Consider the following 23,403-nt stretch of genomic DNA (forward strand, 5'->3'; position numbering starts at 1 on the left):
AGTTATGAATTAGTCGTATAATCAACTTACCTTTCCAGATATGTTTATCTTGCATTAATTCTAACTATTAATTTATAATACACATTTCGATTGATTTGAAAAATGCAATTTTATGGGGTAATTAATAATCAATGAGCATAAATTGCGAAATCTTAGATCTTAGAGCGTTTTTAACAATTGTCGAGCTTACCAGCTTTAACCGTGCGGCGGAGGTTTTGCATATATCGCAACCAGCACTAAGCCGACGTATGCAAAAACTTGAGGAAATAATTGGTGCACCGCTATTAGAGCGGACAACGCGCCATGTTGGTCCGACCGCATTGGGCAATGAATTATTACCCTTGGTCCGCCGCTTAATTGAGGAGTTCGATGGTTCTTTATTCGCTGCTCGCGATAAAGGGGTAAAAGCTACTGGCTTAGTAACAATTGCCTGCTTGCCAACTGCTGCATTTTATTTTTTACCGCGTATAATTAGCCGCTTTAGTTTGCAATATCCTGAAATACGTTTTCGTATCCTTGATTTGACAGCAACTGATGGCCTTCAAGCGGTGAATCGAGGGGAGGTTGAGTTTGGTATTAATATTATAAGTGGGATAGATAGCGAATTAGCATTTGAGCCGCTCATGGAAGATAAATTTGTGCTTGCGGTAAAGCGCGATCATCCTTTAGCCAAAAAGGAGGTTGTTTTGTGGGAAGATTTAAAACCTTATTCGCTGATAACCGTTCATAATTCAAGCGCAAATCGCATTTTGCTAGACGCAGCGTTGGCCAAAGAAAATATAAAAATTAACTGGCGCTATGAAGTTACACATCTATCTACTTCACTTGGCTTCGTGGAAGCTGGTCTTGGCATATCAGTGCTACCGCAAATGGCAACACCGCAAGGGGAACACCCTTTTTTAGTAACACGGCCGATAGTTAATCCTACAGTATCAAGAATGATTGGTGTAGTGAAAAGACGAGGATCAATTTTATCACCTGCCGCCCAACATTTCTACGATATGCTTATAAATGAATGGAAATAGAATTCTCGTATGTTGCGATCAAAAATCTATAAGTGATTATAAATTTAATGGTCAGCAATATTGACTGAGCCGGAGATTGTTCCATTTCCATCATTTGCAATAAAGTGGACTTTTTGCCCTTTATCAAGCTTGCCAGATAATATTGGGGCGGAAAAGATAATTTTATTTGGCTCTTGCTGAATGAGTTTTGCAATGCCCAATTGTGCCTTATCTGAGGCTAAAAATAATTCAGCAATTTTACTTTGATGGGGTAGGTGTAAGACAACTTCGATATATTTGTCATGCAGCTTTGGCTCTTCTACATAAAATGTGTCACTAGCTTGTTGCGGTAACGCATTTAACGCAGTCTGAATTTTTAACTTGCTAACAAAATTATTAGTCGGTTTACTATTAAGTATAAAAGGAACATCAACCGGTACGCAAATAGTATTACAAATTCCAATTAATAAATTTCCTTTTAAATTAAAGCTTGCAATATCGCTGGCAGCGATACGGAAAAGAATTTGCGCATGGTCTTTGTAGATATATGCCCAATCTTTTCCTTCTTGTAATAAATGAGGAGCTGTAAATAATAACGTATTTTTAATACCGTTTTCTATTTGTAAATTGGGTGACAAACCAGAGTTACCAGAATTTTCCCAGTAAGTTTTCCAGTCAGGCTGTAGCTTTACATCAATAAGCCCATAACGCCATTGGGGCTCATTATTTAGTACTTCATTGTTAAATATAATGGAAATATCGGCGCCTTCCATCTTGGTGTGATTAACGGATTGGGCCTGTGAAATTGTTAATGAAAAAAAATAACAGATTGCTGTAATAATTTGTAATGCAATAGCTTTTTTGTAATAGCAAAATTTACCCATTTCAAAGCCTTTTAAATATATTTAAAGTGTATTGGCGCTGTTATTTACTACTTTTTTATTTTGTTAAATAGAATGCTAACTACAAAAATAGGGCGAATTTACGAAAAATACTCTGTTGAGCATAGATTTTGGTTGATAAATATATTTACCAATGTGCCAATAAAATAAGCGGAACAAGTAGTAAACTTATTCCGCTTAATTAGTTTATTCAGTTAAAACCGGTTGCTAAAGCTAATTAGCTTTTTGCAACTGCAGCAACTTCAGCTGCAAAGTCAGTTTCTTCTTTTTCAATGCCATCACCAAGAGCAAAGCGAACATAGCTTACAAGCTTGACTGGTGCGCCAATTTCTTTTTCTGCTTCTTTTAATGCTGCTTCAACGGTGATGTCAGGATTGATAACAAAAGCTTGTGAAAGAAGAACAACTTCTTCAAAGAATTTGCGCATACGGCCTTCAACCATCTTTTCGATGATGTTTTCTGGCTTGCCTGATTGACGAGCTTGCTCAGAAAATACTGATTTTTCGCGCTCAATAGCACCGGCATCAACTTCGTCCGAAGTCAAAGCAAGTGGATTGGTTGCAGCAATATGCATAGCAATCTGACGGCCAACTGCTTGTGCCTTGGTTGCATCGCCATCAGTTTCAATAGCAACGAGAACACCCAATTTGCCAAGACCATCAGCAACAGCGTTATGGATATAGGTGGCAACAACACCCTTATCAACCGAAAGCTTAGCAGCGCGGCGCAAATTCATGTTTTCGCCAATGGTTGCGATTGAATCCTTAATAGTGTCAGCAACAGTTTTGCTTGAGCCAGGATAGGTTGAATCGGCAACAGCTTCAACTGAACCATCAGTTGAAAGGGCTGCTTGCGCTACACCATTTACAAGTGCTTGGAATGCATCATTACGTGCAACGAAATCGGTTTCAGAATTTACTTCAACCAAAACAGCAGTATTGCCATTTGATGCAATACCAATCAAACCTTCAGCTGCAGTACGACCAGCCTTCTTGTCTGCCTTAGCAATACCCTTAGCACGAAGCCAATCAACTGCTGCTTCCATGTCGCCATCTGTTGCAGCAAGAGCGGCTTTACAATCCATCATGCCGGCGCCGGTTAATTCGCGAAGTTCTTTAACTTGAGATGCGGAAATGCTCATTTTAGCCTCTTTGTTAAAAATAACGAAGCGTGCTTGATGACCTTTCGGCTCACGCACGCCCGCTAATAATTTAAATTTCAAATATTAGCCTAAATTGGCTGACATTTGTTGTCTTAGTTAGAAGCTACAGCTTCTTCAACATTTGTGTCGATTGGTGCTTCAACTTGTGCACCAATGTCAATGCCGTTTGCGCCATGTTGACGCGCAATGCCATCAAGGGCTGCACGAGCAACAAGATCAGAATAAAGCGAAATTGCGCGAGCTGCGTCATCGTTACCTGGAATTGGATAGTCGATATTGTCTGGATCACAATTGGTATCAACAACAGCGATAACTGGAATACCAAGACGCTTTGCTTCTTGAATAGCAATTGCTTCTTTATTGGTGTCAATAATGAACATTAAGTCAGGAACCGAACCCATATCCTTAATACCACCAAGGGCGCGATCCAATTTTTCACGCTCACGTTCAAGGTTCAGGCGTTCCTTCTTGGTGAAGCCTTGGCCTTCATTGGTCAAAATTTCATCTAATTTACGAAGACGCTGAATTGAATTAGAAATAGTTTTCCAGTTGGTGAGCATGCCGCCGAGCCAACGAGCATTAACATAATACTGAGCAGAACGATCAGCAGCATCAGCAATAATTTCTGAGGCTTGGCGCTTTGTACCAACGAAAAGAACGCGACCACCACGAGCAACTGTATCTGAAATCACCTGCAAAGCGCGGTGCAACATAGGTACAGTCTGTGAAAGATCGATAATATGAACATTATTACGCTCGCCATAGATATAGGGAGCCATCTTTGGGTTCCAACGATGTGTTTGGTGACCAAAGTGAACACCAGCTTCAAGTAGTTGGCGCATTGAAAAATCAGGCACTGACATTTTAATTTCCTTAATTTCCGGTTATACCTTCACGAAATGAGGCAAATCTGCCACCGGCGGACCTGCTAGTAATCTTAGCTTGGCCCATATCTCGTGTGTGGAATAGCTTGCCTTTATAGGACTAAAGACAAAAATGCAAGCTACCATTAGTAATTTGTTGTCGAATTTCATATTTTTCATGAAATAGACTATTAAGATGTAACTTATATGACGTATCGAAGCGATAATAATTTTCCTACTTTGCGCTACAGTCAATATCGCCCTTATCAAGCAATTCGATTTTAATGAGCTTCCCTTTGATGGAAAAATCGCCATAATCCATGATGAGGTCGCGCGTTACGCCATTCTTATATAATAAAAAACTAGTGCGGTAAGTTGGAAGACCATCTTGACTACTACTATCATCAAAATATGAGATATTGATGGGCCAAGTTGGCTCTTCTCCCAATTTACCCATAATTTTGGTCTCTTCATTTGGTTGGGCGGCGATCTCTTTGCCAATCACCACATTAGTAGGTGTTATTTTATCGGCATCTTCTGAGCCATCGAAGATATTGGTATTAAAAATGTAATTTTTATTCAAAGCATGATTAATAATTTCGACAGTATGTTCAGTTGGGAAGATTGCCTTTTTCAATTGATGATTTGCAACTTCTGGTTTTGTAATGTCAACTTTCAAGCCGTCCTCTTCAAGCTCAGCGCTGCCATCTACTTCCTTGGTTAGCTCTTGGTCGGTAAAGCTCTTGCTTTTAAAACTAAATTTTTTGCCATCACCGCTTTCGATGGTAGTTACTTGTTGATCACTCATACGCTGTGGCAACTCACTTAAGTCCACTTTGCTGACAAAGCGAAATTTAGTTGTAAAGCCTTTGCATTTGTTGCCGGTAAATTCATAGACCATACGTCCGGAAAACCCAGTAATTCCAGATTTGTCACTGGCATTATCTAGCTGTAATTCATATACGCCACGATAGGGAGCAAGTTCATCTATAGTGGTTGCGAAACTGTATGAGGGGTGGACCAATGAGTATAAGCCGATTGTTAAAAGTATTGGTCTGATAAAGCGGTACATAGGCCTACTCCTAATTAGAAAATATCTGCATTTACCCATATAATATCTAACCGATAAGTGGTGATATAATTATCTTGACACTATCCCTAAAAGGTAAATGAATTCCGATGTTGTAGAATTTTGTTATAAATTAGAAAAACCGTACATTGATAAACCCTTTATAGCGTTTTCAATATACGGTTTTATAATTTTTTGCCTAAAATAAAGATGTTTAATAACTATTTTCAGGCCGTTGCATTTTCTTTTTCTACCTTGCGGTCTGCATAAATATAAAGTGGTCGAGCTTCACCAGTTACGACGTCACCAGAAATAACGACTTCGCGCACACCTTCCAGTGTGGGTAATTCGAACATAGTATCAAGTAGAATTTTTTCCATAATCGAGCGCAAGCCGCGAGCACCAGTTTTACGTTCAATCGCCTTATTAGCAATAGCCCGCAATGCATCATCGTGAAAAGTCAATTCAACGTCTTCCATTTCAAAAAGGCGTTTATATTGTTTAACAAGCGCATTTTTAGGCTCTGATAGGATGCGAACTAAAGCATCGATATCAAGATCTTCCAAAGTTGCAATTACAGGAAGACGACCGATAAATTCAGGAATTAAGCCAAATTTTAGCAAATCTTCTGGCTCAAGTTCGTGGAAAATTTCACCAAGCCGGCGATCATCAGGCCCTGAAACATTGGCTGCAAAACCGATAGATGTTTTTGCGCCGCGTTCAGAAATGATCTTGTCAAGACCCGCAAAAGCACCGCCACAAATGAATAGAATATTGGTTGTATCCACCTGCAAAAACTCTTGTTGTGGGTGTTTGCGTCCGCCTTGCGGTGGGACAGATGCAACAGTACCTTCCATAATTTTTAGGAGTGCTTGCTGTACGCCTTCACCAGAAACATCGCGGGTGATTGAAGGATTATCGGCCTTGCGGCTAATTTTATCCACTTCATCAATATAGACAATACCGCGTTGAGCGCGCTCGACATTGTAATCTGCCGATTGCAATAATTTTAGAATAATATTTTCAACGTCTTCACCAACATAACCAGCCTCAGTCAAAGTTGTCGCATCTGCCATTGTAAAAGGCACATCAATAATGCGAGCAAGAGTTTGGGCAAGATAGGTTTTACCGCAACCAGTTGGCCCAACAAGCATAATATTAGATTTTGCAAGCTCAATATCCGAGTTCTTGGATTGGTGAGCAAGGCGCTTATAGTGGTTGTGCACTGCTACTGCTAAGACGCGTTTTGCATAGGATTGACCAATGACATATTCATCAAGAACGACCATTATTTCTTGAGGGGTTGGAACGCCATCAGTTGCGCGCACAGAGGAAGATTTATTCTCCTCGCGAATAATATCCATGCACAATTCAACGCATTCATCACAGATAAATACGGTTGGCCCAGCAATTAATTTGCGAACTTCGTGCTGGCTTTTTCCGCAAAATGAGCAATAAAGCGTATTCTTGGATTCGCCGCCGGTGTTTCCAACTTTGCTCATCACTGTTTCCTTTCATACAGATATTATACGGGTTTATAATATCTGTTATTTAATTCTGCCTAAGCAAGATATCTAAGTCCAATAAGGCTAGATATCTTTTTCCCCTTTGAGTCATATTTCCAGTTTTGGATGCAAATATTTATTAAGCAAATATTATACACCTAAAAAGCATTTTTAAAAATCTTTAATTGATAATCAGATCGGATCTCGTTAAGGATTTGATTATTCAGCTTCATTAATGACGCGTTTTTCAATAACATCATCAATAAGGCCAAAGTCTTTTGCTTCTTGTGCTGTCATAAAATGGTCACGATCAAGCGTCTTTTCAACCATTTCATAATTTTGCCCAGTATGTTTTACGTAAATTTCGTTAAGGCGACGTTTTGCCTTAATAAGATCTTCCGCATGACGTTGAATGTCAGAGGCCGCACCTTGGAAACCACCAGAAGGCTGATGCACCATAATGCGTGCATTTGGCAGCGCAAAACGAGAACCGGTTGCGCCCGCTGTCAAGAGTAGCGATCCCATAGAAGCAGCTTGCCCCATGCAAAGGGTAGAAACATTGGGGCGAATAAATTGCATTGTATCATAAATTGCCATGCCTGCACTGACCAATCCACCTGGTGAATTGATATAAAGGTGAATATCCTTTTTAGGATTTTCAGCCTCAAGGAACAAAAGCTGCGCACAAACAGTAAGTGCCATATAATCTTCAACAGGGCCATTTATAAAAATAATACGCTCTTTTAAAAGACGCGAAAAAATATCATAAGCTCGTTCGCCACGATTGGTTTGCTCGACCACCATAGGAACAAGGCTCATTGCAGTTTCAATCGATTCACTCATTATATGGCTTTCATTTAATTAATTTTAATCTACAAAAAATAGACCAAATTTTAGTAAAATCTCGAATCACTGACTAATAGCGATAAGTTTAATAAAATAGATAGGGTACTAGTCACCCCTTTCGCAATAGTGAAAAAAGATAAGTTTTGCGTTAACGTGTTTTTTTATCAACAAATAAGTGATTGTTGTCGGCAATCGGTTATCTTTTTTATAGACTTATGAAAGTAAAGTTCTTTTAATTGCCCAATCAAAAAAACTACCTTCAATTGGTGGTTGTTCTGTTTTAGCTTTTTTGTGAATGTGAAAGCCAATAAAATCCTTATTCAGAGTTGGCTCAATGCCAAATGCAGGATCAAATATTTTTTCTGCGTCTCGTCCAGACCAATAATAAAAACTTTCTCTAGGTTTTGCCTTATCAAAAAAATGATATTTTTTTGCAAGCCTTGATATACCATCATTGCCAAAAATAGTGATACCTAAATGGTTTGGCTGGACTGGCTCATTTTTTAGTTTAAGCAAAAATGGCAGCCAAACCCGTTTTTTAAAGCCTAGCCATGAGGGGACAAGGTTAGTTCCATTAATATAGTTCTCAAATTCTGCGATAATCGGATTATCGGGCGGAAGATAAAGCGCAGAAACACCAACACGTCGCGCATTATCGCTAGCAAGCCAAACTTCGTTTGGATTTGGATGAAATTGCTTTACTAAATATATATCTGTATCAAGCCAAACACCTTTTTGATATTTCATCAACATGACACGGAAAATATCAGAAAACTGCACGATAGAGCGTGATGGCTTAAAGCTTGGAAAGCTGGGGTCAAGCTTATAAAGCAGCGAAAGCGGCAAAATCGGTTCAGCATCACATAGCTCAACGCCTTCAGGCACGCCTTCAACGTGGTTATGTGCATATAATTTCACATGTTGGCCGGTTTGCACCATAGATGCAAGGCAAAGCTGGTCAATATAGCGGAGCTTTTCTCCATACCAGAAGGTACAAATATCCATAAAAATTTCCTGATGAAAGTAGTATTTCACCACTTTAGAGTATTTTAAAAGCACATGAAACTAGCAATTGAATGTTTTTGTGCCCGACTACTTTATAAATTTGTCAAACATTATATTGAAAAATTTAAAATACGATCCCAACGAATAAATAGTTAAACAAATGATTATTGTTAGAAAAATTCAAAACTTACCCTAAACATTTGCTCCACTTCTTTTACAGCTTCAGCTAAGGCAAAAATTACAATACGGTCTTTGGGCTGAAGCCGCAAGTCACCGGTAGGTCTAATAATCTCGTCTTTGCGATAGATTGCACCAATTCGCAAACGATTTGATAGGGTTAATTCCTTAATGGTTTTACCCACAAGTGGAGATGTTTCTACAGCCTCCACTTCCAATAATTCCGCTTTACCATCTGAAATGGAGTGTACTGCTCGGATGCGCCCACGCCGAACGTGCTGTAAAACTTTTGATATGGTGGCATTGCGCGGATTTATATGGGCATCAATGCCATCAGTTCGCGTAAATTCTTCATAAACAGGATCATTAATAAGTACCATATTAGCTGATGTACCAAGACGTTTTGCCATCATCGCGCTTAATATATTGACCTGATCCTGATTGGTTAAAGTTACAATAAGATCTGCCGTTTCAGCTCCGGCTTCTTGTAATACTTCTTGATCTAATGCGCTTCCATGTAAGACCGGAGTTTTTTTCAATCTGTCGGTGATGTAAAGAGCGCGTTCTTTATCAAACTCAATTATTTTGACTTTAGCAGGATGATTTTGCTTTTCAATTTCTTGCGCGACATATAGACCAATATGCCCACCACCTGCAATAATTATGCGACGAGCTTCTTGTTCCTCATGGCCAAAAAGTGCCATGGTGCGGCGTACTTGTTTTTCTAATACCGTTATGTAAACAATATCACCGGCATTTAATTCATCATCTGCTTGAGGAATAAATAATTTACCATTGCGTTTTATGCCAACTGCTGTCGCCTGAAGATCGGGGAATAGGCTGCTTAATTGCCTCAAAGGCGTGTTTATGAGCGGGCAGTCTTCACTGCAGCTAATGGCAAGAAAAAGAACTTTGCCATCGCAAATGCTCAAAACATCAAGAGCACCAGGTTCAGCAAGGCGTCTTAAAATAAGCCTTCCAACTTCAATTTCGGGTGAAATAACCACATCTATGGGTAGGTTTTCTCGCGAAAAAAGATCTTGATAGCGTGGATCAAGATAGGCTTGCGAGCGAACGCGTGCAAATTTGGTTGGTACGGCAAATAGCGAATGGGCTACTTGGCATGCTACCATGTTAATTTCATCATGAAGGGTAACAGCAATCAGCATGTCAGCTTCATCGGCACCAGCGGCGGCAAGCATATCGGGATGAGAGCCATGGCCAACAAGTCCGCGCACGTCTAACTCGTCTCTTATTGTAAAAATAAGATCGGGCGAAATATCAATGACTGTTACATCGTTTTGCTCTGCTGCCAAGCGCTCGGCAATACCATAGCCTACTTGTCCTGCACCACAAATAATAACGCGCATATTTTAATATACCCCTAGAGACTTCAATTTTCGATGCAGGGCTGAGCGTTCCATGCCGACAAATTCTGCCGTGCGCGAAATATTACCACCAAAACGATTGATTTGAGCAACAAGATATTGTTTTTCGAACAATTCGCGCGCTTCGCGCAAAGGAAGAGCCATAATGTGCTGGTCATTATCGGTTGGAACACGCGGCAAAGAATCGCCAATTTCGGCAGGTAGATGTTCAGCCGTGATTGGTTCTTCACTATTGTCATCGCGGGTTAAAATGAGAAGGCGCTCAACATTGTTTCGCAATTGCCTTACATTCCCGGGCCAACTATGCGCTTGTAAAACGGCCATAGCATCATCGCTAATAATGCGTGGACGAATTCCTGTTTGGCTAGCAATTTGTTTGACGAAGAAGTCAACAAGGGTGGGAATATCTTCTCTGTGGCGCGATAATGCCGGTACCGATAGTGGCACGACAGCAAGGCGATGGAAAAGATCTTCGCGAAATAAACCTTCCGCAATTAGTCCTTCAAGATTTTGTGCTGTTGAAGAAATAATACGGACATCAACTTTGACGCGTTTATTGCCGCCTACGCGCTCAAACTTTTGCTCGGTTAGTACACGCAAAATTTTGTTTTGCGTTTCGCGCGGCATATCGGCAACTTCATCAAGATATAAAATACCACCATGGGCTTCTTCTAGTGCACCAATTTTCCGCTCCCCCCCGTCCATTTCGGTGCCAAAAAGCTCAATTTCCATACGTTCGGGCGTAATTGTTGCAGCATTTAAGGTAACAAAGGGACCATTGGCACGGGTTGATAGCGCATGGATCATCCGTGCGGCCATTTCTTTGCCAGAGCCCGAAGGACCGGTTATCATGATACGACTATTGGTTGGAGCAATTTTTTCGATGGTTTGTCGCAATTGGTTGATAATTAAGGAATTTCCAAGTAATTCTGGCGTATCTGTTACCTTTTTGCGTAGTTCTGTGACCTCACGCTTCAATTTTGAGGTTTCAAGCGCTCTTTCTGCAACGAGCACGAGGCGATCTGCCTTGAATGGCTTTTCAATAAAATCATAAGCGCCGCGTTTTATAGCAGAAACTGCGGTTTCAATATTTCCATGACCAGAAATCATAACAATGGGAAGGTTTGGATATTGCTTTTTAATCTCATCAAGCAAAGATAGGCCGTCAAGCCGGCTTCCTTGCAGCCATATATCAAGAAAAATAAGGCGGGGGACGCGTTCATTGATAGCAGCCAAAGCCTGATCAGCATCGCCTGCCATACGTGTCTCATGCCCTTCATCTTCTAAAATGCCAGCAACGAGTTCCCGAATATCCATTTCATCGTCGATTACAAGAATATCAGATGCCATTATTTTAAACCTTCTTCTTTAGAAGACATGTCTATGTCTTTATTATTATGGTTATTTTCAATTTGTGGAAAAATAAAACGGATCATAGCCCCAATACCACCATAAAAATCACTTGGAGCATCATGTAATTCCATATAACCGCCATGTTCTTCGACGATTTTGCGTACAATTGCAAGGCCAAGGCCAGTGCCTTTTTCACGTGTTGTCATATAAGGTTCAAGTAATTTTTGCCTGTCATCTTTTGGCAATCCTTTACCATTATCAATAATATCAACAAAAATAGAACCATCTTTATTATAAGATTTCACGAATATATGACCATGAAAACCTTCACGGCCTGAAACTGCATCAATCGCTTCGCTGGCATTTTTGATAACATTGCCAAAAGCCTGCCCTATGAGGCGATTGTCGAAGCTTCCCATCAATGGGGTTGCGCCAAAATCGCGTTCAAATTTGATTTCATGCCGTGAAACTTCAACGAGAAAGCTAGCCTCACGCAAAGCATTGCGTAGATCAGTTGTTGCCATTACTGGTTTCGGCATGCGCGCAAAAGAGGCAAATTCATCAACCATGCGTCCAATATCGCCAACTTGTCGTATAATTGTATCAACACATTGATCGAAAACTTCGCGGTCACTCGTGATGACTTTTCCATAACGGCGGCGAATTCGCTCTGCTGAAAGTTGGATTGGTGTTAGTGGGTTTTTGATCTCATGAGCGATGCGGCGGGCAACATCTGCCCATGCTGACGAACGTTGGGCATCAATAAGGTCGGTAATATCATCAATTGTAACTACCCATGAATGCGCTTCTTTTTCTGATTCTTCCATTGTAGTTTGCACATTAAATACGCGTGCTCTACCATGATGGGTAATAGATATTTGCTCACGATGAATTTTTTTAGCTGATGCACGCGCGACCTCAAAAACCCGACCAATTTCGCTGTGAACGGAAATCAAGCTGCGCCCAATAACCTCTTCAGGCTTGAATTCAACCATAGTCTCTGCAGATTTATTAATAATGGTAATGTCAGCATGATCGTCAACTCCGATAACAGCTGCACTTACCCCTGATAAAACTGTTTCTGAAAATCGTCGCCGCTCATCAATTTGGTCTCTGGCTGAAATGAGCAAGTTTTGCTGGTTTTTAAGTTCAGAGACCATGTAATTGAACGTTTTGGATAAATGTCCAACATCGCCATCACGGGCGCGTACTGGTACAAGAACATTCATATTGCCCGCAGCAACATCATCTGCTGCCCCAATTAAGAGGCGGATAGGAAGAACAAGCTTGTCAGCCACAGCAATTGCTGTCCAAATCGCCGATAACAGCATGATGAGGAAAAGGCAGAAATAGAGAACCGCAAAAGCAATTTGCATAGTGACACGATTTGCCTCCATGTCACGATAACGGTTAGTATTATTTTCGGTTAAACGTAGCGCATCCAATACGTTCGGATCTACTTGTCCAGCAATATACAGCCATGCATTATCAATATTTTGCATTTTTAAGATAACGCCGAAATAATCATGTTCACCCGGTTGAAAAGCAACAGGCTCATCGGTGCTTGCCTTTAATATCCATTCTTCTGGTGGGATTGGTAAATTGGTACCTTCAGTTTGCTCACTTGCAGTAATAATATTACCCTTACTTCCCAATAAAAAGGCACCACTTAAATTGCGGCCAGTTACTTGCAATGACATTTGGCGTTTATATTCAACAGGATTTAAGTTTAACAATTGTCGATTATCTAATTGCTGTGCCATTGTATAGGATGCAGCTTGTAATGAGTTTAATGTTGCACTCGCGTAGGCATTGGCAAAACCTACCGATGAATCAACAATCTGGCGAGTGTTCACATCAAACCAACGATCTAAGCCTAAATTGAGTGTAACAAGGGCGATGATCGCAATAACTAAAGCTGGAAGGGCAGCAACCAATGAAAAAAGTGCAATTATCCGCACATGTAATTTGGAAGCTGCCCGCCGTGCCCGCCATGCTTTAATAATTGGATAAAGCTCATGAATAATAACCGCAATTAAGCAAAAAATCATTGCGACATTGGTAAAGATTAACACAATTGTGACCGGACGGTCTGGCGAGATAGGCGTTAATCCAATCAGAACGAGAAATGATACTGCAGCTGTTAATAAGGCAAGCACTATTATTGCTATGCCGATAGCCGCGCGTCGCTTTTTTAGTGCTTTTCCTTGGATGCGCTCTTCTTCCGTTAATTTAGGTATTTGAAAGCCTTTCATTGGATGGCCTTGCTTTTATTATTTTCAACCAATGAATTGGTCATGATCTACCTTTTTAAATATAAGGATCTAATGATACTTAAATATTTGTATTTATATGTTATTTCCAATTGAGCTCAGCTAATAAAAAAGAATAAAGTCGCATAATGTTTGTGTTAAAAACGTCTTTTTAAGTTTGGCTTACCCCAAAAAAATAATCGAGAATCCTCATAATATAAAGCTTACAAAATTTCAGTGGTAATATTGCAACATTTTGTGTCGAAATTGCAACAAAGATGCATAAATGTGATAAAAATATGAAAAAAAATTAATCTGACTTTTTACAGTCATGTTCTCAACACATAGAAAGCGAAATTTAGATCGTAAAGTTGTTTTTAGGAAATATATCTGATTTTGTAATATTGTAAGCTTGATTTGCGCCAAAGTAGACTTACTTAGTCGAAATATGCAATATGGCTGATGATGGCTAGCTAATTATTGTCGTGAACGGTGAAAAATGCATTGGTCTTGAATAAAAGTATGGCAAGATGTGTTTAAATGCCACATTGATAATTTAGTTCTTTTTGCTTATATCTCAAATAGATAATCTAGAATTATGATGCTTGTTGAGTGGGTAGTTTGTATTTTGGTTTATTTTAGAATTGGTTTTTAGTGTGATTTTTTGTTTTAACAATATAAAATTTTAATATTAAAAAACACTTTCTTTTTTTTAGAATAGTTATAAACTGGCGCGCGTCAGTCAAGGCATTTGCCTTATGGAAATGGTCGTTAAATCGACCAATATGGAAGGAACTATTATGCGGCTTACAAAACAAACCAATTATGCAATTCGAATGCTTATGTATTGTGCCGCCAATGAAGGTGAGCTTAGTAAAGTACCAGAAATTGCTAAGGCCTATTCAGTTTCTGAATTATTTTTATTTAAAATTTTGCACCCTCTTGTTGAGGCAGGTTTAATGCAGACTGTACGAGGTCGCAATGGCGGGGTTAAGCTCGCTAAGCCTGCAGTTGAGATTAGTGTTGCGGATGTGGTCAGAGTAACTGAAGAAAATTTTGCTATGGCGGAATGCTTCGAAAATGATGCTGTTGAATGTCCACTCGTCAATGCGTGTGGTTTGAATGCAACTTTGTCAAAGGCATTAAAAGCTTTTTTCGATGTTTTGTCAGCCACAACCATTGCAGATTTGCAGCGTCCACAGTTTAGAAGTCGGTTAGGCATTGAACAAAATGAAGAAAGCTGCAAAATGGCAGGCTGATATTCTCAAAAAGAGATGAGGCTTTATTATTTCAATGTCAAAAAAGGTTGCAGCAATTATTCTTGCTGCTGGTCGCGGTGAACGTGCTGGCAGTATAGGTCCTAAACAATATGAAGATTTGCAAGGCGAAGCAGTTATATGTCAAACCGTGCAAAAGTTTGTTGATTGTGCTGACATTGGGCAAATTATTATTGTTGTTCATGAGGATGATATAGACCTTGCAAAAGCTGCACTTCAGCGCTTTGCACAGCGTATAGAGTTGGTTATTGGTGGTGCCACACGGCAAATATCTACTCTAGCTGGACTTGAATATTTATCGTCATCTTCACCGGACTTTGTACATATTCATGATGCTGCCCGTCCTTTTGTTACAGTGCAGATTCTTGATAATATTCATCAAAATCTTTCCCTTAAAAATGGGACTATCATTGCAATTCCCGTTTCAGATACGTTGAAGCAGGTGGATAGCAATAATAATATTATTGCGACAATTAAGCGAGATGGTCTATTTAGTGCACAGACACCGCAGACTTTTCCTTTTTCCTTGATCTTTGATGCCCATAAGAAAGCTCATGAAAATGGGCAAGATCATTTTACCGATGACTCTGCTCTTGCTGAGGCGTATGATATTCCAGTTAAAGTATTGTTAGGCTCGGCTGATAATATAAAAATAACATGGCCAGAAGATTTTAGTCGCGCTCGACAAATATTTGCAAAGCAACAAGGGCAAAGCCAACAGAAAGTTGATAATATGTATCCCGATATACGTACTGGAAATGGTTATGATGTCCATTGTTTTGAAGCGGGGGATCATGTTACGCTCTGCGGTGTGGATATTCCTTTTGATAAAAAGCTCTCTGGGCACTCAGATGCTGATGTTGCATTGCATGCTTTGACGGATGCTTTATTAGCAACAAGGGGGGCTGGGGATATTGGTACGCATTTTCCACCTTCTGATCCGCAATGGCGCGGGGCTGCATCCCATATTTTTGTTCGCCATGCGGTGTCAATTGTTAAGCAATTTGGGGGGCGTATTGCCAATGTTGACATTACTTTAATTGCGGAAGCGCCAAAAGTTGGACCACATCGTGATGCTATGGTTGTCGCATTGAGCGACATGCTAGGCATTACCAAGGATAGAATATCGGTCAAAGCAACGACAAATGAGAAGCTGGGTTTTATTGGCCGAGGTGAAGGTATTGCTGCAATTGCTACTGCCAATGTTATTTACCCAGGCGAGGTGCCTTTATGATTGATGCTAAGATTATTGATGAGCTTGCCCGCGAAGTATTAAATATTTGCCGGCAGCAAAAGCTTTTATTGGCAACAGTGGAATCTTGCACTGGTGGAATGATTGCTGCTGCACTTACTGATATTGCCGGTTCATCAGATGTGGTGGAATGCGGTTTTGTCACCTATTCAAATGAAGCAAAAATGAGCATGGTCGGTGTAGATCAATGTTTATTGGAAAAATATGGGGCAGTTTCAGAGCCGGTTGCGATTGCAATGGCAAAGGGCGCTTTGCAGCATAGCAGGGCTGATATTAGTATTGCAGTCACTGGTATTGCTGGCCCCGCTGGCGGAGGAAGTGAAAAGCCAGTTGGTCTTGTCCATTTAGCTGTTGCCTTCAAGCATTTTGAGCCTTTGCATTTTAAGGCGCATTTTGGTGATATCGGGCGTCGCAATGTGCGGCAAGCGACAGTTGTCAAGGCTTTGGAACTTATCATTGCGAATATCAGACACAACACAGAAGCTTGAAGATTATCAACTTAAATTTTAAAGTTTACTAGCCAAGTATTTTTGGTCTGTGTCATTGTTACAAAATTTTTGTTCTATTGGAAAATGTGCGGGCGTATTTTCATTCGCTTCTTTAAGGCGTAGGTGAAATATAAGGTATGAATTACACTTTTATTTACTAGGCTTAACTTTCTCTAGCGATTTGATAAGAAATAATGATATGTTTCAATAACAAATTGCTTTAATGTTGGATTTTAAGCCTGCAAAAAATATAAAGATTATGGTCTTTGTAATTTTATTTAACAAAAAAACGTGGGCTATTTTTCTTTTAAAGTAAAAAAATATTTTGCATTTAATATGGTGCTATATATTATAGGTAATAAATGGGATATCACTAATTAAGATTGATAGTATTTTATTATGACGTATGATGCTTTAAAGTTTGGCTTTCGTTACTATTAATTTATTAAATTGAATAATATATTCCCTTACCTTTTTATTTGTTTTATTGCTTTATTTAGAGGAAAAATAGATGGCTTTGTTCAATTTTCTAGGTGGTAAGCCCAATCCCGCAAAAATTTCTAAACAGGCCCTTGCCGAAACAAACAAGGTAGATCCTCGAGTTGCGCAGTTTTGGCAAGAGTTTTCAAAGTTATATGCAAATTGGGATGGTGAGCCTAGTATCGATAAAATGGAAGCTGCTAATAATTTGCTGCATGTTAATTTTCCGCAAGTCATATGTGAAGTTTCCCAAAGAATAGTGAATGGTAATGCAAAAACCGAGTTGGTTCTAACCTCTGATGGGAATGCAGCAGTACTTGATGATATCTTCGCTTTAGCTAAAGGTGCTCCACGTGATATTCCAATTTCATTATTTCGTGGCGCCATTCTTTCAAGTAATGATATTATTTTGAATGATGATCAAGGCAATGAGGTAACGGTTGAAAATGTTACGGCACGTATCGTTTCAGATCAGAGTCGGCTAAGCTTAATTCTTTCTTATAAAGGTTTTTCTGAAAAAGATTTGTCGGATAGCCGGAAGATGTTAATGTTAATGTTAGCTGTTCATACGCTTGGTGAATTAAGGTTTATGACCTCGTTTTTCACTTGGGGTTTTACCTTTGATGGTGACAATAGCGAACAAGAGATAGCTTTACACAATGTTGGCAAGAAGCTCGATGAAATTTGGCAGGAACGCGGACGGGATGGACATTTTTCTACAACTGATGAAAGCAAATTTACTGTTTTGCGTGGTGCTGATAGCGATGATAATCCAATGATGGTCACGTTAAATGTTGATGCTGATCGATTGGTTGGGGTATCTGAATATTATAATACTCTTATTGTTGAAAATTCATTTTCTACAAAAGATGGTCTTACCATCGCCAGTGATTTTGCTGATTTGCTTGCTTCTTGTCTTGAAGTTGACCAGACGGGTCTCTTGACCCATATTGTATTTCTTCCTGAAGCCGGTGAAAGACATTGTTATTTCAAAATTAAAAATGCAGACGCTGCCAGTCTTATGGTTGATTTGTGTCGCGCTAAATTTAAAGCAATTGGTGAAATGCGCCAAACTATCGAGGCTGATCCGTCCTGGGCGCATTATCTTCTATTTGCATAAATTATCAATGTCGTCAGATAATTGATCAATTGCTGCTAAGTGCGTTTATATCAAATTTTTAAAATAATTAAATGTGAATTAAGATTTTGAATTTTAATGATAATATTTGTCGTTTGAATTAAATATTTCAAATATTGCATGTTAGTGGTGATGAAAAATAGATGCTGAATACAAATATGGATTTTAATATATAATACTAACATTTTTTGGGGGACTTAAAGCCTACCTTTAAAATACTGATATTGCTTGCGGGCCTTAGGGTCTGCTATCTATAGTGTGGAACCTATATTATTTCCTATTTTTTCATTATTGGTTTTTTTCACGATAAATCAGATAGATATGCAGAGATGTAAATATATCGCAATAAATGTAACTACCGAAGAAGAACGGAATGTATTTTGAGTATCACTATTTTATAGTTTTATTTTAAAAATATTATCAATCGGCTTTTTTGCCTATTTTCTATAGGCGCGGCCGCACTTTTAAAAATATGAATTGCTTTATTTATTAAAGGGTGATGTTTATTAAAGGTGGGTTTTTATTGTATTTATCCAAGCGATTTTTAAAAAGACAAGTTGGGAGAGATCTCAAGAATTATTCTTGAAACTTAGGAATTAAAATGGTGATTCGAGCAATTGCTACAGATCTAATTCTAGAAGAGCCGGTTCTTTTAATTGAGGATGACCCTATGGTTTATCGCAGATTAAAGGTTCTATTATTGGCTATGGGGTATGGGGAAAATGGCATTATCCATGCTACTACTTTGAATGAGGCACGCCAGTATGTAGCCAGTTTACCCAAGATAGCGCTTGCCCTTGTTGATCTTGGGCTTCCTGATGGAAATGGAATTGATTTGATCCGCGAATTGCGTGCTGGTGATAGCGATTTAGGAGTTCTCGTTATATCTGCTTGGAGTACGCAAGACATAATTTTTGCAGCTTTGCATGCTGGCGCAACAGGTTATATTGTCAAAGAGCGTGATGATTTGGAACTTGCACTGGCTTTGCGAAGTGTCATACGCGGAGGGGCTCCTATTGATCCATTTATAGCTCGTAAAATTATTGAAGAGTTGCCGCCAGCCAAAGTTGGTGACGATGATATGGCTGAATTAGAGAGGTTAAGTCCGCGTGAGCATGAGATCTTAATTTTGGTAGCACAAGGATTGGGCAATCAAGAGATAGCCGATCAACTTTCGCTATCGCGCTATACCATTGAATCTCATATTAAACATATTTATAGGAAATTGTCCGTTTCATCTAGAACCAAAGCTATCCATACAGCACGTAGATGGGGTCTTATTTGTTAAGGTTCTGTGTATTTTTTTTGATTTTTTTTATTGGGCAAGTATGTGCATGGGCAAAAGAAAATGGTGATATATGTTCCGTCCAGATTTTATCGGTAAAAACTGCTCGGGCTTTGCATAATGGTAGTAAACCGCTTTTGAGTGAGTATTGGGTTAAAACAACTTTGCCAGATAATTGGAATTTTAAGCGTTCTAATAGTGAAAAAAAAGTCTGGTATCGTATTGATTGGCAGCAGTTATGTGAAGATGGTATCGCTACTCCAGTTACAGTTGTTTTACAATCTATTCAAATGGCCGGCGAAGTATATGTTAATGACCAGCAAATATGGCGTGACCAAAACGTTACCGAGCCTTTATCGCGTAGTTGGAATAGACCGCGATACTTCCAGCTACCTAGGAGTTATTTGCGTGAGGGGATCAATACATTATGGATTAAAGCAATTAGCGTGCCAGGCCAGCCATTAGGTTTGGGGCGCTTTTATCTGGGTGATCCTAACAAAATGCAAATGCTTTATGATAAGCTTATTTGGAACAGTCGAACAGTTATATTGATTAATATAATTTTAGCTGTTGCCTTAGCTATAATGCTGTTTTTTGTTTGGATCGTAGATAGGAGACAGACTGCTTATGGTTGGTATGCCATATCTATTGTTTTTTGGTTGATTTTTATAAGCAATTTTTTAGCTACCAGTGCTTGGCCATTTTCGAATAGCTATGTTATTGCCCGTGTCAATACAATTGCCCTACTTCTTACAACGATGAGTTTTAGTCTGTTTATTCTTCGTTTTGCTAAGCAGCGATTGTTTTATGTTGAGTGCATATTTTGGTTGGTGATTGAATTTTTAGTGGTTTTAACCTGGTTTATTGCCGATATCAATCTTTGCATAGCGCAAGTATTAAGTTTAATTATAGGAACGTTTATTTTTTTATTTGCTTGCATACAACCTCTTTGTTTTGGTTTACGACAACGCCAAAAAGAGATTGTTTTTTTTGCATTAGGTTGGTTGCTCGTTCTTGGTGCGTATATCTATGATTTATTACTTTTGTTAAACCTTGTGTTTAACCCAATTGCTCTAACATCCTATGTAAGTATTTTTGTTACCCTTTACATAATATGTATAATTGGGTGGCGTCATGCGCATTATATTAAACAGATTGCATCGTTTAATGATGAGTTAAGTATAAGTGTTACAAGGGCTAAACGGGAGTTATCAGTTGTCTTGGAGCAAGAATATGCGCTTAGTATGGAAAATACGAGATTACAAGATCGCTTGCAGATTGCCAATGATTTACATGATGGATTGGGTGGTTCTTTAGTACATCTGATGGCGTCTGTTGAGATGGCTAAGCCATTTTATAGTTCTAAAGAGGTTATAGCTATGCTAAGCCTTATTCGTAATGACTTACGACAGGCAATAGATAGTAGTTCAAGCCAAAGTGTTAAGGTTCCTGAAACTCCTCATGAATGGCTTGCTCAAGTACGACATCGCTATTCAACTCTCTTCGAGGAGCTTGGACTTGAATTTAAATGGTGCATTGAAAGATCGTGGAAAACTGTGCCTACAGCAATTCAGTGCCTTGCTTTAACACGCTTAATTGAAGAAGCTTTAACTAATGTTATTAAGCATAGCCATGCACATTTTGTTGAAATTAGCTTAAAACTACCAAAGAATGATGTGCTTATTCTTACTATTGAAGATAATGGCTTAGGTTTTGATGTAGAAGCTGTAGCTCAATCAGGGATGAGCATTGGTATGCGCAGTATGAAAATGCGCATTAGTCGTGTGGGGGGGCATTTAGAAGTTTTGTCAAGACCAGGGAAAACAACTTTGATAGCGACTTTAAATCTATGATACAATCAAAATGAATTTGAATGATCAGTGGCACGAACAATTAAAACTAAAACAATCATGTCTCTTATATTGCATAACTGCTTTAGTTTTTTTAATTAATTGGGAGCTGTGCTACCTGAACGCTCGACCTCACGCCATTTTCGGACATTTTGGTTATGCTCATCTAATGTTTTGGCAAAGGCATGTCCACCAGTACCGTCAGCAACAAAATAAAGATCTTCAGTTTTTGGTGGATTGGCAACGGCCATTAAAGCATCCTTGCCCGGAATTGCAATTGGTGTTGGTGGCAAGCCATTAATCCTGTAGGTATTATAAGGTGTTTCCTTATCTATGTCTGAACGATAGATTGGGCGTCCAGATGGCTTACCTGCACCACCAAACAATCCATAGATAATGGTTGGGTCTGATTGCAAACGCATATTTTTACGCAGCCGATTAACAAATACAGCTGCAACTTGTGGGCGTTCCGACGCAATGCCCGTTTCTTTTTCAACAATTGATGCAAGTGTTACAAATTCATTAATGTTTTTAATCGGTAAATCTGCAGCTCTTGTAGCCCAAATGTCTTTTACCAATTTGTCTTGCTTTTGTTGTAAGCGGCGCACAATATCAGCACGAGTTGTGCCGCGTAAAAATGTCACTGTGTCAGCCATTAAACCGCCTTCAGGAGGCATTTTTTCGTTTGCTAAATCGCCAGTTAATATTTCATTACTGCCAATGCGATTTAGCGCTTGGGTTACAGTCCAGCCTTCTGGTATTGTTATGCTATGCTCAATAGAGCGACCTAGAACCAAGATATTCATAACATCACGCATAGAGGCGTGGGCAGGTATTTCATATTCACCTGCCTTTAGCGCCTTAGTTTTTTGCTCCCATCCAATGCCATAGACAAAGATTTGATCATTGGAAATGATATTACTGCTAGCAAGCATTGTTGAAATTTCTTTTATACCTGTCCCAGGTTTGATCCAAATGACTTCAGCCTGTTGCAATGGGCCTTGATCATTAAATGTCTTTTTTAAATAATAAATACCAAATCCTGCCCCTAATGCGGCAAGTATAAGGAGTGAAAAAACAAGGTTTGCTAAAATAACTAAAGGGTTACGCGCAGCTTTTGAACGCCGTCTTTTTTTGGTTTTAACGCTTTTAACCGCATTGTTGGGCTCTGGATCAACCTTGTTTGGTTCTATATTATTTTGCTCGTTTGGGGCAGGAGATGTCATTGTAGCTTCTTTATGTTTGGTTTGGACATTATCCAATTCAATTTCTAAATGGCTTTCAAACCAAGAATATTTTCAAGACCTTGTTGCGTCAAGATAAATTTAAATGTCGCAGTTTAATTAGATTTTGCTGCTATTTGGTTAAAATAACAAAGGCATTTGTCTTTTAGATGGCATAAGGTGTCTTTTCTAGGGCTTTGAAAAAAGATAATGTGCTACAATCTGTTGCTAAGGGTGGTACTTGTGATGATTGTCCACCTACATCCATCAATTTGTTCCTTTATTGTTTAGGGATAACTCCTCTTTCCTTGTCCATTCTGTCAAAGATGAATTGTATTTTATTTAAAATGCGCTAGGCGTTTTTTTTGAACTGTGTATAATTCTACTTATTTTATGGAAAGGAATGTCATGTCAGATTTAATTAGCCAAAGACTAAGTGATTTGGGAATTACTATACCGCAAGCCGCGGTTCCTGTTGCCAATTATGTTACTTATGCGCAAAGCGGAAACCAGTTATTTATTTCAGGGCAATTGCCGCTCAAAGATGGAAAATTATTAGCCACAGGTAAAGTGGGGCAAGATGTTACTATCGAAGACGCCAAAAAAGCGGCTGAAGCCTGTGCGATAAATGTTTTGGCGCAAGCACAAGCAGCACTTGGTGATCTTAATAAAATTAAGCGTGTGGTCAAAATTGTTGTATTTGTTGCAAGTGCGCCTGATTTCTATGATATTCCGCAAGCAGCAAATGGTGCATCTGACCTATTTGTAAATGTGTTGGGTGAAACGGGTAAACATGCGCGCTCTGCAGTTGGTGCTGCTAGCTTGCCATTAAATGCCACAGTGGAAGTTGAAGCTATCCTTGAAATTTAAGCTTTAACCGCGAA

19 protein-coding genes are annotated in these 23,403 nt (G+C 39.2%); 8 read left to right on the top strand and 11 right to left on the bottom strand.

Annotated elements, in window-relative coordinates:
* Positions 1-131: 131 nt before the first annotated feature.
* On the top strand, positions 132-1,025 hold the full coding sequence (locus tag N6A79_RS05450; RefSeq protein WP_268547290.1) for a LysR family transcriptional regulator: 894 nt from the start codon (positions 132-134) through the stop codon (positions 1,023-1,025).
* A 44-nt stretch (positions 1,026-1,069) separates the two neighbouring features.
* Here N6A79_RS05450 and N6A79_RS05455 read toward each other — a convergent pair whose 3' ends face one another.
* From N6A79_RS05455 to N6A79_RS05500, 10 genes are all read right to left on the bottom strand, one after another.
* A complete protein-coding gene (locus N6A79_RS05455; protein WP_268547291.1) occupies positions 1,070-1,888 on the bottom strand; it encodes a protein-disulfide reductase DsbD domain-containing protein in 819 nt (272 codons plus the stop codon).
* Between the two features lie 235 nt (positions 1,889-2,123).
* Positions 2,124-3,047: a translation elongation factor Ts gene (gene tsf / locus N6A79_RS05460; protein WP_268547292.1), complete on the bottom strand. Its 924-nt coding sequence runs from the start codon at positions 3,045-3,047 to the stop codon at positions 2,124-2,126.
* 113 nt (positions 3,048-3,160) lie between these two features.
* Positions 3,161-3,931 (bottom strand): 30S ribosomal protein S2, encoded by a 771-nt coding sequence (rpsB, locus tag N6A79_RS05465; RefSeq protein WP_182419266.1) that lies wholly within the window; start codon positions 3,929-3,931, stop codon positions 3,161-3,163.
* A 235-nt stretch (positions 3,932-4,166) separates the two neighbouring features.
* A complete protein-coding gene (locus N6A79_RS05470) occupies positions 4,167-5,003 on the bottom strand; it encodes a cell envelope integrity EipB family protein (RefSeq protein WP_268547293.1) in 837 nt (278 codons plus the stop codon).
* Between the two features lie 224 nt (positions 5,004-5,227).
* Positions 5,228-6,502: an ATP-dependent Clp protease ATP-binding subunit ClpX gene (clpX, locus tag N6A79_RS05475; protein WP_182419268.1), complete on the bottom strand. Its 1,275-nt coding sequence runs from the start codon at positions 6,500-6,502 to the stop codon at positions 5,228-5,230.
* A 222-nt stretch (positions 6,503-6,724) separates the two neighbouring features.
* Positions 6,725-7,348: an ATP-dependent Clp protease proteolytic subunit gene (locus N6A79_RS05480; RefSeq protein WP_268547294.1), complete on the bottom strand. Its 624-nt coding sequence runs from the start codon at positions 7,346-7,348 to the stop codon at positions 6,725-6,727.
* A 216-nt stretch (positions 7,349-7,564) separates the two neighbouring features.
* Positions 7,565-8,356, bottom strand: a complete 792-nt coding sequence (locus N6A79_RS05485; RefSeq protein WP_268547295.1) for a hypothetical protein — start codon at positions 8,354-8,356, stop codon at positions 7,565-7,567.
* Between the two features lie 170 nt (positions 8,357-8,526).
* Positions 8,527-9,903 carry a Trk system potassium transporter TrkA gene (gene trkA, locus N6A79_RS05490; protein ID WP_182419271.1) on the bottom strand — a complete coding sequence of 459 codons (1,377 nt, stop codon included), beginning with the start codon at positions 9,901-9,903 and terminating at the stop codon, positions 8,527-8,529.
* Positions 9,904-9,906: 3 nt separating this feature from the next.
* Positions 9,907-11,271: a nitrogen assimilation response regulator NtrX gene (ntrX, locus tag N6A79_RS05495; RefSeq protein ID WP_182419272.1), complete on the bottom strand. Its 1,365-nt coding sequence runs from the start codon at positions 11,269-11,271 to the stop codon at positions 9,907-9,909.
* The gene (locus tag N6A79_RS05500) at positions 11,271-13,529 is read right to left on the bottom strand and encodes a sensor histidine kinase NtrY-like (RefSeq protein ID WP_268547296.1); all 2,259 of its coding nucleotides are present in this window, start codon (positions 13,527-13,529) and stop codon (positions 11,271-11,273) included. Before N6A79_RS05500 ends, ntrX begins: the two co-directional genes overlap by 1 nt.
* 797 nt (positions 13,530-14,326) lie before the next feature.
* Here N6A79_RS05500 and rirA point away from each other — a divergent pair.
* The 6 genes from rirA to N6A79_RS05530 all read left to right on the top strand — a co-directional run bounded on the left by rirA (position 14,327) and on the right by N6A79_RS05530 (position 21,299).
* The gene (gene rirA / locus N6A79_RS05505; protein WP_182419662.1) at positions 14,327-14,785 is read left to right on the top strand and encodes an iron-responsive transcriptional regulator RirA; all 459 of its coding nucleotides are present in this window, start codon (positions 14,327-14,329) and stop codon (positions 14,783-14,785) included.
* 34 nt (positions 14,786-14,819) lie between these two features.
* Entirely contained in the window at positions 14,820-16,037 is a 1,218-nt protein-coding gene (locus tag N6A79_RS05510; protein WP_268547297.1) for a bifunctional 2-C-methyl-D-erythritol 4-phosphate cytidylyltransferase/2-C-methyl-D-erythritol 2,4-cyclodiphosphate synthase, read from the top strand.
* The gene (locus tag N6A79_RS05515; protein ID WP_182419275.1) at positions 16,034-16,543 is read left to right on the top strand and encodes a CinA family protein; all 510 of its coding nucleotides are present in this window, start codon (positions 16,034-16,036) and stop codon (positions 16,541-16,543) included. The genes N6A79_RS05510 and N6A79_RS05515 overlap by 4 nt, the downstream gene beginning before the upstream one ends.
* Positions 16,544-17,054: 511 nt before the next feature.
* The gene (locus tag N6A79_RS05520) at positions 17,055-18,143 is read left to right on the top strand and encodes a hypothetical protein (RefSeq protein WP_268547298.1); all 1,089 of its coding nucleotides are present in this window, start codon (positions 17,055-17,057) and stop codon (positions 18,141-18,143) included.
* A 619-nt stretch (positions 18,144-18,762) separates the two neighbouring features.
* Positions 18,763-19,449: a LuxR C-terminal-related transcriptional regulator gene (locus N6A79_RS05525; RefSeq protein WP_268547299.1), complete on the top strand. Its 687-nt coding sequence runs from the start codon at positions 18,763-18,765 to the stop codon at positions 19,447-19,449.
* 161 nt (positions 19,450-19,610) lie between these two features.
* Positions 19,611-21,299, top strand: a complete 1,689-nt coding sequence (locus N6A79_RS05530; protein ID WP_268547300.1) for a sensor histidine kinase — start codon at positions 19,611-19,613, stop codon at positions 21,297-21,299.
* A 95-nt stretch (positions 21,300-21,394) separates the two neighbouring features.
* Here the strand turns inward: N6A79_RS05530 and mltG are convergent, their stop codons facing one another.
* Complete coding sequence (gene mltG, locus N6A79_RS05535) at positions 21,395-22,522, bottom strand: endolytic transglycosylase MltG (protein WP_268547301.1); 1,128 nt, start codon at positions 22,520-22,522, stop codon at positions 21,395-21,397.
* A gap of 405 nt (positions 22,523-22,927) precedes the next feature.
* Here mltG and N6A79_RS05540 point away from each other — a divergent pair, with 405 nt between their 5' ends.
* The gene (locus tag N6A79_RS05540; protein WP_268547302.1) at positions 22,928-23,389 is read left to right on the top strand and encodes a RidA family protein; all 462 of its coding nucleotides are present in this window, start codon (positions 22,928-22,930) and stop codon (positions 23,387-23,389) included.
* The last annotated feature ends 14 nt before the right edge of the window (positions 23,390-23,403 follow it).

It is taken from the genome of Bartonella sp. HY761 (assembly GCF_026743145.1).
GTDB lineage: Bacteria > Pseudomonadota > Alphaproteobacteria > Rhizobiales > Rhizobiaceae > HY038.

Excerpts from the sequence above, each read along its gene's own strand:
- N6A79_RS05450 (WP_268547290.1), top strand. The coding sequence starts at position 132 with ATGAGCATAAATTGCGAAATCTTAGATCTTAGAGCGTTTTTAACAATT.
- N6A79_RS05455 (WP_268547291.1), bottom strand. The coding sequence starts at position 1,888 with ATGGGTAAATTTTGCTATTACAAAAAAGCTATTGCATTACAAATTATT.
- tsf (WP_268547292.1), bottom strand. The coding sequence starts at position 3,047 with ATGAGCATTTCCGCATCTCAAGTTAAAGAACTTCGCGAATTAACCGGC.
- rpsB (WP_182419266.1), bottom strand. The coding sequence starts at position 3,931 with ATGTCAGTGCCTGATTTTTCAATGCGCCAACTACTTGAAGCTGGTGTT.
- N6A79_RS05470 (WP_268547293.1), bottom strand. The coding sequence starts at position 5,003 with ATGTACCGCTTTATCAGACCAATACTTTTAACAATCGGCTTATACTCA.
- clpX (WP_182419268.1), bottom strand. The coding sequence starts at position 6,502 with ATGAGCAAAGTTGGAAACACCGGCGGCGAATCCAAGAATACGCTTTAT.
- N6A79_RS05480 (WP_268547294.1), bottom strand. The coding sequence starts at position 7,348 with ATGAGTGAATCGATTGAAACTGCAATGAGCCTTGTTCCTATGGTGGTC.
- N6A79_RS05485 (WP_268547295.1), bottom strand. The coding sequence starts at position 8,356 with ATGGATATTTGTACCTTCTGGTATGGAGAAAAGCTCCGCTATATTGAC.
- trkA (WP_182419271.1), bottom strand. The coding sequence starts at position 9,903 with ATGCGCGTTATTATTTGTGGTGCAGGACAAGTAGGCTATGGTATTGCC.
- ntrX (WP_182419272.1), bottom strand. The coding sequence starts at position 11,271 with ATGGCATCTGATATTCTTGTAATCGACGATGAAATGGATATTCGGGAA.
- N6A79_RS05500 (WP_268547296.1), bottom strand. The coding sequence starts at position 13,529 with ATGAAAGGCTTTCAAATACCTAAATTAACGGAAGAAGAGCGCATCCAA.
- rirA (WP_182419662.1), top strand. The coding sequence starts at position 14,327 with ATGCGGCTTACAAAACAAACCAATTATGCAATTCGAATGCTTATGTAT.
- N6A79_RS05510 (WP_268547297.1), top strand. The coding sequence starts at position 14,820 with ATGTCAAAAAAGGTTGCAGCAATTATTCTTGCTGCTGGTCGCGGTGAA.
- N6A79_RS05515 (WP_182419275.1), top strand. The coding sequence starts at position 16,034 with ATGATTGATGCTAAGATTATTGATGAGCTTGCCCGCGAAGTATTAAAT.
- N6A79_RS05520 (WP_268547298.1), top strand. The coding sequence starts at position 17,055 with ATGGCTTTGTTCAATTTTCTAGGTGGTAAGCCCAATCCCGCAAAAATT.
- N6A79_RS05525 (WP_268547299.1), top strand. The coding sequence starts at position 18,763 with ATGGTGATTCGAGCAATTGCTACAGATCTAATTCTAGAAGAGCCGGTT.
- mltG (WP_268547301.1), bottom strand. The coding sequence starts at position 22,522 with ATGACATCTCCTGCCCCAAACGAGCAAAATAATATAGAACCAAACAAG.
- N6A79_RS05540 (WP_268547302.1), top strand. The coding sequence starts at position 22,928 with ATGTCAGATTTAATTAGCCAAAGACTAAGTGATTTGGGAATTACTATA.